This window comes from Streptomyces sp. NPDC037288 (genome assembly GCF_055603265.1).
This window is the reverse complement of the sequence record NZ_JBVJVY010000002.1, coordinates 101,889-114,082: the sequence shown is the minus strand read 5'-3', so window position 1 is coordinate 114,082 and position 12,194 is coordinate 101,889. Positions and strand designations below refer to the sequence as shown.

The 12,194-nt window shown below is 72.3% G+C and carries 7 protein-coding genes and 1 pseudogene; 4 read left to right on the top strand and 4 right to left on the bottom strand.

The window, feature by feature from the left end; genetic code table 11:
- Positions 1 to 60: 60 nt before the first annotated feature.
- From ACZ7GZ_RS02890 to ACZ7GZ_RS02880, 3 genes are all read right to left on the bottom strand, one after another.
- On the bottom strand, positions 61 to 1,560 hold the full coding sequence (locus ACZ7GZ_RS02890; protein WP_471020407.1) for a cellulose binding domain-containing protein: 1,500 nt from the start codon (positions 1,558 to 1,560) through the stop codon (positions 61 to 63).
- Positions 1,561 to 1,797: 237 nt separating this feature from the next.
- Positions 1,798 to 3,129, bottom strand: coding sequence for a radical SAM protein (locus ACZ7GZ_RS02885; RefSeq protein WP_471020405.1), 1,332 nt, complete (start codon positions 3,127 to 3,129; stop codon positions 1,798 to 1,800).
- A gap of 58 nt (positions 3,130 to 3,187) precedes the next feature.
- Positions 3,188 to 3,862: a pyridoxamine 5'-phosphate oxidase family protein gene (locus tag ACZ7GZ_RS02880; RefSeq protein WP_471020404.1), complete on the bottom strand. Its 675-nt coding sequence runs from the start codon at positions 3,860 to 3,862 to the stop codon at positions 3,188 to 3,190.
- A 157-nt stretch (positions 3,863 to 4,019) separates the two neighbouring features.
- Here ACZ7GZ_RS02880 and ACZ7GZ_RS02875 point away from each other — a divergent pair, with 157 nt between their 5' ends.
- From ACZ7GZ_RS02875 to ACZ7GZ_RS02860, 4 genes and pseudogenes are all read left to right on the top strand, one after another.
- Positions 4,020 to 5,291: an FAD-binding protein gene (locus tag ACZ7GZ_RS02875; RefSeq protein WP_471020402.1), complete on the top strand. Its 1,272-nt coding sequence runs from the start codon at positions 4,020 to 4,022 to the stop codon at positions 5,289 to 5,291.
- Positions 5,292 to 5,417: 126 nt separating this feature from the next.
- A complete protein-coding gene (locus tag ACZ7GZ_RS02870; RefSeq protein WP_471020401.1) occupies positions 5,418 to 6,692 on the top strand; it encodes an ROK family transcriptional regulator in 1,275 nt (424 codons plus the stop codon).
- 350 nt (positions 6,693 to 7,042) lie between these two features.
- Positions 7,043 to 7,483, top strand: a pseudogene (locus ACZ7GZ_RS02865) (carbohydrate ABC transporter permease); the annotation flags it as partial.
- Between the two features lie 12 nt (positions 7,484 to 7,495).
- Positions 7,496 to 10,378 (top strand): glycoside hydrolase family 2 TIM barrel-domain containing protein, encoded by a 2,883-nt coding sequence (locus ACZ7GZ_RS02860; RefSeq protein WP_471020400.1) that lies wholly within the window; start codon positions 7,496 to 7,498, stop codon positions 10,376 to 10,378.
- A 500-nt stretch (positions 10,379 to 10,878) separates the two neighbouring features.
- On the opposite strand, the gene ACZ7GZ_RS02855 is transcribed toward ACZ7GZ_RS02860, so the two are convergent.
- Positions 10,879 to 12,135: an MFS transporter gene (locus ACZ7GZ_RS02855; protein ID WP_471020398.1), complete on the bottom strand. Its 1,257-nt coding sequence runs from the start codon at positions 12,133 to 12,135 to the stop codon at positions 10,879 to 10,881.
- Between the last annotated feature and the right edge of the window lie 59 nt (positions 12,136 to 12,194).

The window sequence follows — 12,194 nt, the reverse complement described above, 5'->3', positions numbered from 1 at the left end:
ACCCCCTGGCTGCCCCACCAGGCGCCGTTCACCCTGTGAAGCACGATCCGCTCCGCTTGCTCAGCCGCCCCCGCAAGCCGCCCCGTTGAGCGTGAAACCGTACGGCGACCGGTTCCTGTCCTGCCAGGTGCCGAGGAACCCGAAGGAGAGCGTGCCGTGCGCGGCGACGGTCTTGTCGTAGTCGGCGGCGGTGGCGGTGACGCGGGAGCCGGCCTGGCGGGCCGTGGCGTCCCACATCTGGCCGACCTGCTGGCCGTCGCGGAAGGCCCAGGACACCTTCCAGCCGTCGAGGGGCCGGTCGGTGCGGACGGTGACGGTGGCCTGGAAGCCGTCGGGCCACTGGTTGACGAGGTCGTAGGAGACCCGGCAGGTGGCCGCTGAGGCGGTGGACCGGGGGCTCGGTCCGGGCCGGTGCGTAACAGCGGAGGCCCCCTGCGGTTCGGGGTCGGACTGCGTACGGTGCGAACCTGCGGTCGTACGCGGCGCGGAGGGGGTGGCGGCGGGTGCCGCCGCGGTCGAGGCCGGCGCAGCGGTGGTGCGGGAGACGCTGGGGTCGGCGACCGGCTGCCGGTCGTCGCGGGCGGCGGTGTCGTCCTGGGCGGCGGCGGTGTCGTCGCCGGAGCCGCCGAACGGCATCATCGACACGCCGAGCGCCAGCGCCGACAGCAGCACGGCGGCGGCGAGCAGGCTGCCGCGCAGGACGCGGCTGCGGCCGGTGCCCTCCGCCGGATCGTCGCCGGTGGGGTCGGCGCCGCCCGGGCGGCCCGCGCCGAGGCGGACCTCGGCGGCACGGCGGCGGCGTTCCAGGTAGGCGAGGCCGCCCCAGCCGATGACGCCGCCGGCCAGCGCGGCGGGCAGCCCGCCGCCGTGCAGCCGCAGACAGGCGGCGGCCTCGGCGCACCGCACGCAGGTCGCCAGGTGCCGGGAGAGATCGTCGGGGGTGCCGGCGGCCGGCGAGCGGGTCACCGCGTCCAGCAGGCGGGCGTAGGAGCGGCACCGCGCGTCCATCGGGGTGTCGAGGTGGGCGCGGTGGCAGCGGTCCCGGAACAGGGTGCGGACCTGGTCGAGTTCGTCGGCGACGGTGGCCGGGTCCAGGCCGAGCCGGCGGGCGACCGCGGGCAGGGGCAGCGCCTCCACCTCGGCCAGCCACAGCAACGAGGCGTCGGCCTCCTGCATGTCCCTGAGGCCGCGCAGCGCGACCGGGCGTTCCAGCGGCGGGCCCGAGAATCGGGCGGACTTCCGGGAGTTGAGCCACAGCCGGAGGTCGGGATCGAGCTTGTGCCCCTGTCCGCCGGCCTCCCAGGCGGCGGCGGTGTCGCGTACGGCGGTGAGCAGGGCCGGGATCGTGGGCAGCCGCGCGGTGCGGCGGCCCGCGCCGCGCACATGGGTGCGCGCGGCGGCGCGGACCTCCCGCATGCCGAGGGTGAACGCCTCCGTCGCCAGCTGATGGGCCGTCAGGGAGCCGGAGGTGCACAGGTCCGCGTAGCTGAGCACCGCGTCCCAGCCCTCCGAGAACAGCGCGGACTCGGTGGCGTCCTGGGGGGTCGGCAGGTCGGGCATGGGACTCCTGCATCCACGAGCGAGGTCAACTCACCATAGGCAAAAAGGGAGTTGCAGGAAACCTCGCGGCAGGCACAGAGCCTTTCACGTCCTCGACACAACTGACAAGCGGCCTGTTCACATCCGGTTACCGATGGTGGCGGGGCGGACGTGGGACGCGACGAGCCCGCAACTTCGGCCTCTGATACGGATGCCGGCGCCGCTGCGCTCACCGTCCCGCCGGCCCGCCGCGCCGGATCACACCTCGGCCGGCTCCTCCACGGGTTCGTCCGCGGGCAGGCTGTCCATGAAGGAGCTCACGGAGAAGACCGCGCGGCCGGGTCCGGGCGGGCCGTAGCCGGGCGGGGAGGAGAGACCGAAGTCGTCCATCGTCCGGCGGTAGGCCTGCAGCAGCCGGATGTGGTACTCCAGCGGCGCGCCCTGCGGGTTGGCCTTGCCGAGCGGGGTGGTGGGCTCCGGACACCAGGTGGTGAAGCGGGGCGTGATGCCGTGCGACATGAAGAAGCGCAGGCCCTCGGTGGTGGAGGCGATCGCCTCGTCGACGGTGGTGAAACCGAACGGCTCGGCCATCTCCACGCCCGCCACGAAGTTGGGGATCACGTTGCGCGCGCCGAACACCTCGGCGGAGTCCAGGATCCGCCGGTGCCACTCGTCGCGGCCGACGTACCGCTCCTTGCCGGGGCAGTACAGCTCGAACAGCCGGCGGTCCCACACCTCGAAGTTGGGGTGGTAGATCTGCACGCCGTAGTCCTTGAACCGCTGCACGTCCGCCTTGGGCAGCGCCTGGGCGACGACCTTGCCGATCCAGCGGCCGGGGAAGCGCTCCTCGATGGCCTTGGCGTAGTGGCCGTAGAAGTCGGCCTCGTCCCGCCCGGAAACCGTTTTCGTAATGGCTCCGCCGGTCAGCGTGTACGCGGTGGAGGCCTTCTGGGTGTCGTACCGGTCGATGATCTCGAGGGCCTCGAGGACCTCCTCGACGTCCTTGACCCCTGTATACGGTCGGCCGGCGGCCTTGTGCTGGCGCCAGTTGTGGTTGATGTCGCAGTACTGGCACTCCTCCTTGGCGCCGAAGTACTGGCAGACCCGGAAGACGGTGAGGTAGATCAGGTAGCCCCACTGGATGGTCGGGGCGACCTCCATCACGGACTTTCCGTTGGAGAGGGTGTGCCGGTAGTACTCCGGCATGGGCGGCACACCGACGTCGGCGATCCGCCGCCCGTCGAGGTAGAGCCCGAGCAGCCCCTCCCCGTCGGCGGCCACCCGGTACGGCGAGGCGGGGTTCACCCGTACGGAGACGACGGTACGGCGCAGGTCGTACGGGCCGCCGGTGAGGATGATCTCCTCCGGCGGGCGCCGCAGTGCCGCCTCGCCGAGTTCGGGCAGGGTGCCGTGGTCGAAGGAGAAGATGAAGTACGACTTCGGCTTGACCTCGCCGCTCTCGTTGTCGCTGAGGGCGGACGGGTCGAAGGCGACGCCCCCGCGGAGCAGGTCCTCCTTGAAGACGGCTTCCCGTGGCACATGCGGGAACCGCTCCATCAGATCCTCGACCAGCGCGGTACGACTGCCCATCCGTCTGTCTCCTCCCGGCTCAGGCGTACGGCTTACACCGTATGCCCCCGCTTGCCGCTCAGCCGTGCCGGGTCCCCGCACGGCGCCCGATGTGTTCCGGTACGGCGGTCCCGGCGGGCAGTGCCGGGTCGGGCTCCGGGGTGCCCCAGAGCGTGGTCAGCGGCAGGACCCCGGCCCACAGGCCGAGGGCCGCGTCGGGTCCGTCGCCGTCGTCCGGGGCGCCGCTGCGGATCTTGACGGAGGCCTCCTCGAGGGAGAGGGCGAGGAGGGTGGTGGCGGCCAGCTCCTTGCGGCTGGGCCGGCGGGCGTACGACCACTGGCCCGGCGCGGAGTGCTCGGTGAGCCGGCGCAGGCCGTCGAGCTTCTCCTCGGGGTCGGTGACCCTGCGCGGCGTGCCGTGGATCACGGCGCTGCGGTAGTTGACGCCGTGCTCGAAGACGGACCGGGCGAGCACGAGCCCGTCCACGTGCGTGACGGTCACGCACACGGGCGTGTCCGCGGCGAGGCTGCGGCTGGCCACGGACCCGTGCAGATACAGCCACCGCTCGTCCCGCCCGTACACGGTGGGCACGACGACCGGCCGCCCGTCCACCAGCACGCCGAGATGACAGACGAACCCGGCGTCGAGGATCGCCTCCAGCTCCGCCCGCTCCAGACTGCCCTGCTCGCGCAGGCGGCGGTGACGGGTACGGTCGGTGACGGGCAGGCGGGCGGGTAGCGGCTCCTGAGTCATGGAGCAGAAGGTACCGATATCGAATCCGTGGGGCCAGAGAGATTTCGGGTACGTCAATCGACACCTGGTCATACAACGAAATCCGCAGCACGCCTCCCTCCCGTGTCCTGCCGGATGAGAGGGTCGGCCCACACGGACTCTGCGGAGGGACGCAACTGTGACAGGGACGGCCGAGACCGCCGGGACGGTCACCAACTGGGCGCGCACCATCACCTACACCACCCGGGAGTTCCACCGTCCACGCACACTCGACGCGCTGGCGGCGCTGGTGGCGGGCAGTCCGCGGGTGCGGGTGCTGGGCAGCGGCCACTCCTTCAACCGGATCGCCGACCCGGGGCCGGACGGCGTGCTGCTGTCCACCGCCGAGCTGCCGCGGGTGATCGACGTCGACACGGCGGCGCGCACGGTGCGGGTGTCGGGCGGCGTGCGCTACGGCGAACTGGCCCGCACGGTCCACGCGCACGGTCTCGCCCTGCCCAACATGGCGTCCCTGCCGCACATCTCGGTGGCCGGTTCGGTCGCGACGGGCACGCACGGCTCCGGGGTGGACAACGGCCCGCTGGCGTCGGCGGTCCGGGAGGTGGAGATGGTCGTCGCGGACGGCAGGGCCGGGACGATGGGCCGGGACGACCCGCGGTTCGACGGTGCCGTGACCTCTCTCGGCGCACTCGGCGTCGTCACCGCGCTCACGCTCGACCTGGAGCCGGCGTACGAGGTGGAGCAGCGGGTCTACACCGAACTCCCGCTGGAAGGGCTGGACTTCGACGCCGTGGCGGCTGCGGGATACAGCGTGAGCCTGTTCACGAACTGGCGGGAACCGGGCTTCCGGCAGGTGTGGGTCAAGCGGCGCACGGACCGGCCGGCGGTGGACTTCCCGTGGGCCGCGCCCGCGGCGGGCCCGCTGCACCCGGTGCCGGGTATGCCCGCACGGAACTGCACCGAGCAGCTGGGTGTGCCCGGGCCGTGGCACGAGCGGCTGCCGCACTTCCGGGCGGAGTTCACGCCGAGCAGCGGGGAGGAGATCCAGTCGGAGTATCTGCTGCCGCGGTCGACCGCCGTCGATGCACTGTATGCAATCGACGGTATCCGGTCGACGGTCGCCGGTGTACTGCAGACCTGCGAGGTGCGGACGGTCGCCGCCGACACGCAGTGGTTGAGCCCGGCCCACGGGCGGGATTCGGTCGCGCTGCACTTCACCTGGGTGCGGGACGAGACGGCGGTGCTGCCGGTGGTGCGCCGGCTGGAGGAGGTGCTGGACCCGTTCGACCCGCGCCCGCACTGGGGGAAGGCCTTCGAGACCCCCTCGGCCGTACTCCGCGGGCGGTATACGCGGCTCTGTGACTTCCGGGCCCTGGTCCGCTCCGTGGATCCTTCCGGCACGTTCGCCAACGCCTTCGTGCGGGACCTGCTCGGACTCCCCGGGGAGTGACAGCCACCAGAGGCTTTTTACGGCCCCTTTACAAATCCCTTGTCGTAAGTCCCCGCAGCCCATAGCCTGGCGCTCGCGCCGGTGCTGACACCGCCCCGGCCTGGACGGGACGGGAGAGGCAGCCGCGTGAAGCGCACATCACGTGACATCCGCACCGCGAACCGCTACGAGGTGTTGCGCCAGATCATCGCCGAGTCTCCCACCTCCCGGCAGGAGCTGGCCGCCGCCACCGGGCTCAGCCTGGCCACGGTGGCCACGCTGGTCGGCGAGCTGCTGGACCTGCGCCTGATCACCGAGGTCGGGTTCGAGGACTCGGCCGGCGGCCGGCCCCGGGGCCTGGTGGCCGTCAACGCGTCGGGGGGCGCGTTGATCGGCGTCGACATCGCCGAGACATACGTCCATGTCGAGCTGTTCGACCTGGCGCTGAACGTGCTGGCCCGCGCCGACGAGGACATGCGCCCCGGCGAGAGCCGCCCGGAGCAGGTGGTCGGCCATGTGGCCGCAGCCGTCGGCTCGGTGGTGGCGCAGGCCGGGGTCGAGGCGGCCCGGGTGCTCGGCGTCGGGGTGAGCGTGCCGGGGCAGGTGGACCGGGACACCGGCATCGCCGAGTACGCGCCCAACTGGGACTGGCGCGACGTGCCGTTGCTCGACCTGCTCGCCGAACACATCGCGTATCCGCTGCACTTGGACAATCCGCTGCGCGCGTGCGCGGTGGCCGAGCTGTGGTTCGGGGCCGCGCGGGGCCGCGGCGACGCGGTGGTGGTCAATCTGGGCACGGGGGTCGGCGCCGGTCTGGCACTCGGCGGCGGGCTGCACCGGGGCGTGAGCAACAGCGCCGGCGAGTGGGGCCACACCACGCTCGTGCTGGACGGACGGCTGTGCCACTGCGGCAACCACGGCTGCGTGGAGACGTACGTCGGCGCGCCCGGCATCATGCAGAACCTGCGCGAACTGAGCCCGGAGTCCACGCTGTTGCACCCCGAGGACCAGACGGCCACCATCGACGCGCTGGCCCGGGCGGTCGCCGCTCAGGACCCGGTGGCGCTCGAGGTGGTCCGGGACACCGCCCGTTATCTGGGCGCGGGCATCTCCGACCTGATCAATCTGCTCAACCCCGAAGTGGTCGTACTCAGCAGCTGGGTCGCCTCCCGGCTGGGCGAACCACTGCTGGGCGAGGTCCGCCAGGCCGTCGCCCGGCACGCGCTGCGCCGCCCGCTGGCCGCAACCGAGATCGTCCTCTCCCCGATCCCCACCGACCCGGTCTCCCTCGGCGCGGCTACGTTCGCGCTGGAGGGGGCGCTGCAGTCCGTCGGACAGAGGACCGTCACCGCCAAAGGCACCACCAAAGGCACCAGCAAGCGCCCCGCCCCCGCAAGGAGCCGTACCGCACCGCCTTCATGACGCCGGAAGGGATGCACGTCCCTCATCCCCGCAGGAGATCCCTGGAGATCCCTGCTGCTGACAGCCGCCGCCGCACCGGCTGTCACCGGAGCCCTCCCGACTGCCCGCCTCGGCGCCCGGTGGGTCACCGGCCTCCAGCACTTCGATCCCGCGCCCTTGGCGGCGGTGCGGGCAGATCGTGAGCGAGGCGTCGGGCAGGTGCCCCGAACGGCCTCCCCTGACCCGGCTGCCTTCAACCCCCGCACCCCTCACCCCGTTCGTGAGCCGAACGCCTCACAACGCTTCGAACAGCCTTCGTCCAATCCCTTGCCGAAGCCTTAGCCGAAGGCTAGCGTCCCGCATATGTCCCCCTCGGCTGGGTGGACAGCTGCCGGGGCCTGATCATTCCGGCCTGTTCAGCGGTTTCACCGGCTTCCTGTTCCGGCAGTACTTCCTCGGGTTCCACAAAGGAACTGAAGGAGCCGGAGGAGGAGGCGCGCGTGGACGGGCTCGGCTACTGGGGGGCGTACTGGCGGGTCGTCGTCCCCCACTCGCTGAACTTCTCCGCGGCGATCGCGACGATCACGTTCATCAGCGGCTGGAACGCCTTCCTGTGGCCGCTGGTCATCGGGCAGGACCCGGAATCGTGGACGGTCCGGGTCGCGCTCTCCTCGTACATGACCAACCAGACCGTCGTCTTCCACCAGATCTTCGTGGCGACCGCCATTTCCATCCTGCCGCTGCTGTTCGTGTTCCTCTTCCTCCAGCGCTGGCTGGTGCAGGGAATCGCACAGACCGGCATCAAGGGCTGAGCTAGGAGACCGATGTCCTTCCCCCACCACACCGTCACCGACTACGTCGAGGACGTCTCGCCGGGCTCCGGGGCGCTGCCACCCCGCGCCTGGTATGCGTCCTCTGACGCCCGATCCCTTTCCCTGAACGGCAGTTGGCGGTTCCGGCTGTCGCCGACGGCCGACGCCGAGGACGACTCCTTCGCCGAGGAGGAGTACGACGCCGGCGGCTGGGCGGAGATCACGGTCCCCGGCCACTGGGTCCTCCAGGGTCACGGGTCCCCGATCTACACCAACCACCTCTATCCGTTCCCGGTCGACCCGCCGCGGGTGCCGACCGAGAACCCGACCGGCGACCATCTGCGGGTCTTCGACCTGCCGGAGGACTGGCCGGACCTCGCCGGGGGTGGAGCGGTGCTGCGGTTCGACGGCGTGGAGTCCTGCGCCCGGGTATGGCTGAACGGCACCGACCTCGGCGAGTTCAAGGGATCCCGGCTGCCGCACGAGTTCAGGGTCGGCCATCTACTGAAGACTGTGGACAATGTACTGGCGGTCCGGGTCCACCAGTGGTCGGCCGGCTCCTATCTGGAGGACCAGGACCAGTGGTGGCTGCCGGGCATCTTCCGCGACGTCACCCTGCTGCACCGCCCGGCGGGCGCCGCCCTCGACTTCTTCGTGCACGCCTCCTACGACCACCGCGCCGGCACCGGCACCCTGCGCGTCGACTCCGACGTGGACGGCCGGGTGACCGTGTCCGAACTCGGCATCGACATCACGACCGGCCACAGCGTGACCGTGCCGGTCGAGCCGTGGTCGGCCGAGACGCCGCGGCTGTACGCGGGTGAGCTGGCCACCGAGGGCGAGCGGATCCCGCTGCGCATCGGTTTCCGCACGGTGGAACTGGCGGACGGTCTGATCAAGGTCAACGGCAGGCCGGTGCTGTTCAAGGGCGTCAACCGGCACGAGTGGCACCCGGAGAGGGGCCGCGCACTGGATCCGGCGACCATGCGCGAGGACGTGCTGCTGATGAAACGGCACAACGTCAACGCCGTACGCACCTCCCACTACCCGCCCCACCCGGCCTTCCTCGACCTGTGCGACGAGTACGGGCTCTGGGTGATCGACGAGTGCGACCTCGAAACCCACGGTTTCACCGAGCAGGCCTGGCGGGACAATCCCGTCGACAATGACCGCTGGACCCCCGCCCTGCTCGACCGCGCAGCCCGCATGGTCGAACGGGACAAGAACCATCCCTCGGTCGTCGTCTGGTCCCTCGGCAACGAGGCCGGCACCGGCCGCGGCCTGACCGCGATGGCCGAGTGGATCAAGGGCCGGGACGCCTCCCGGCTCGTGCACTACGAGGGCGACCTCACCTGCCGTGACACGGACGTGTACTCGCGGATGTACGCCGACCACGCCGAGGTCGAGCGCATCGGACGCCACCTGGACGGCGGCCCGCACCAACGGCGTGCACTCCCGTTCCTCCTCTGCGAGTACGCCCACGCCATGGGCAACGGCCCCGGCGGGCTCGCCGACTACCAGCGGCTGTTCGCGTCGTACGACCGCCTCCAGGGCGGCTTCGTCTGGGAGTGGATCGACCACGGCATCACCCATCCCGAGCTGGGCTACGCCTACGGCGGCGACTTCGGCGAGGAACTGCACGACGGCAACTTCGTCTGCGACGGCCTGCTCTTCCCGGACCGGAAGCCCTCGCCCGGGCTGATCGAGTACAAGAAGGTGATCGAGCCGGTCGCCATCGACGGGGACGCCGCCGACGGCACCGTCCGCATCACCAACACGTACGACTTCGCGGACCTGTCGGCGCTGGCGTTCACCTGGTCGTACCAGGTGAACGGCGAGACGGTGGAGTCCGGCCCCCTGCCGGTGCCCGCGCTGGCGCCCGGCGAGTCGGCCGAGGTGAAGCTGCCCGAGCCGCCGGCCGCCACCGCGGCCGGCGAGGCCCACTGGACGGTACGGGCCCTGCTCGCCGCCGACACCCCGTGGGCGCCGAAGGACCACGTCGTCGCCTGGGGCCAGTTCGCCGTGACCGGGCGCCGGCTGCCGTCGGTCCCGGCGACCGAGCGCCCGATGCCGGGCGACGGCCGGATCACCCTGGGCCCGGCCGTCTTCGACGCCCGCACCGGCGCCCTGAAGACGGTCGGCGGGGTGGAGGTCACCGGGCTGCGCCTGGACGTGTGGCGGGCCACCACCGACAACGACGACGGCGCCGCCTGGCAGACCGGCATCCGCTACGGCCTGCTGTGGCGCAAGCTCGGCCTGCACCGCATGCGGCACCGGCTGGACGCGGTGGAACTGGGCGACGACGCGCTGACGGTCCGGACGCGGGTGGCGCCGGCCGGCTGGGAGGCGGGACTGTCGACCGTATACCGCTGGACGTCGGACGGAGATCGTCTACGGCTGACGGTATCCGTGACACCCGAGGGCGACTGGACGGTGCCGCTCCCCCGGCTCGGCGTCCGCTTCGGATTGTCTGCAGCCGACCGTGTGCAGTGGTACGGCGGCGGCCCGGGCGAGGCGTATCCGGACAGCAGAATGGTGTCTGCAGTCGGCCGTTGGCAGTCGACCGTAGACGATCTGCAGACGCCGTACGTCCGTCCGCAGGAGAACGGTGCCCGCGCCGACGTCCGCTGGGCGGAGCTCGGCGGCCTGCGCATCGAGGGCGTCCCGGAGTTCTTCTTCACCGCCCGCCGCTGGACCACCGAGCAACTGGACGCAGCCGCGCACCGCACGGACCTCATCCCCGGTGACACGGTGTGGGTCAACCTCGACCACGGCCAGCACGGCCTCGGCTCCCAGTCCTGCGGCCCGGGCCCGCTGCCGCCGTACCATCTGCGGGCCGAGCCCGCCGAGTTCTCCTTCGTGTTCTCCACCGGCCCCGGTCCGGAGTCCGGTTGACTGCTCTGAACCCTGGACGGCCCGGCGGTTCCGGGCCGGGCTTGCGCCGCATCCGGTCCGACCCCGTCCGGCGCGGGGCTGGGTCTGAGGTCGCGCCGGCGGGTGCCTTCCTCGGCAGGCTCGGCTTCGGCGGCATCGGCTACGGCCCGAACCAGCTGTTCGCCGTCGGCTTCGGGGATCGTCCCACCGCCCGCTGGACGTCCTCAACGCCCGCTTCGGTATCGGCGCGGTCCTCGGCCCGGCGGTGGTGGCGTGGGCGGGACCGGAGCACTGCACGTGGGCGTTCGGGGCGTGCGCGGGACTGGCCGCGCTGCTGGCGCTGGTGGGCACCGGGGGCGTACGCACGCGGCCTGCCGGCATGGGGGGTACCGCCTGCGTGCTGGTCACGATCGGCCAGTGGCCGGGTTTCCCGCCGGCGGGCCTGCCGTGGGGGCCGCGCCGCTCGCGGGCCGTACGAGGGTTCCGGCCGCCTGAGCGACGGCACCCCCGAATCCCGTCGCTCAGGCCCTGCGGACCGGGGTGGCGAGGGCCGTGAGGGCGAGCAGGACGCAGGTGGCGCCCGCGGTCAGGGCGGCCGGTGTGGTGCCCCAGCGTTCGGCGGCCCAGGTGAGCAGGGCCGCGCCGGCGGGGGCGGCGGAGTACTGCAGGGTCCAGTAGGCGGAGGTGACGCGGCCGAGCAGGTGCTCGGGGGTGACCTCCTGGCGCAGGGACATCGAGCAGGTGCCCGCGATGCCGACGCCGGCCAGGAAGGCGGCGGCGAGGACGGCGACCGCGGTCACGGCGTGCACCCGGCCGAGGCCGGCGCAGGCCAGCCCGCACAGCGCGGTCGCGCCGATCCAGGCGGTGCCGAAGCCGAACAGCCTGCGGATGCGGGCGACGAGCAGGGACCCGGCGACGGTGCCGAGCGCTCCGGCGCCCAGCACGGTGCCGACCGCGCCGTCGTCGTGGCCGAGGTCGTGCTTGAGGTGGTAGATGACCAGGTCGTTCAGGCCGAGGGTGAGGAAGCTGAAGCCGAACAGCAGCACCGTGAGCGAGCGCAGCAGGGGGTTGCGGTACAGGAAGGCGACTGCGGTGCGCAGGTCCTGCCGTACGGTGCCGCGGCCGGGGGCGGGCGTGTCGTCGCCGGTCCGGGCGCGCAGGCGTACGCCTCGCAGACACGCGGCGGAGGCGGCGAAGCTGGCCGCGTCGACGGCGACGGCGGCGGCCGGTCCGGTCCAGGCGGCGACGAGTCCCGCGCACGGCGGTCCGAGTACCCCGGCCGCCGCGGCGGTGGCGTTCAGCAGGCCGTTGGCCTCGGTGAGCCGTCCGGTGCCGACGAGGCCGCGGACGACGGTGACGTAGCCGACGGCGAAGAACATGCCGACGGCCTCGCAGACCGGCAGGACCGTGTAGAGCAGCCAGATGCGCGGGCCGAAGGCCCACACGAGCGGGATCACGCCGTACAGGGCCATGCGTGCGAGGTCGCAGGCGATGAGCAGCCGGCGCCGGTCCACGCGGTCGGCCACAGGGCCGGCGAACACGGCCGCGAGGACGGCGGCGGCCCCGCCGGCGGCGGTGAGCAGGCCCATCCGCGCCACCGATCCGGTGGCCTCCAGGACCAGCAGCGGCAGGGCGGTCAGGGCGAAGGAGTCACCGAGGACGGAGAGTGTCTGCGCAGCCCAGAAGACGGCGAAGTCGCGTTCCCGCCACAGGGGTTGAGGGTCCGTGCGCGGCTCCCCGGCCCTGCGCCTGTTCCCCTTGTGTGTCTCGCGCCCCACCGTTGCCCTCCCGCCGTCCGTTCCCCCTGGTTCCGGCCGTCACTTCCCCGTCATGCGTC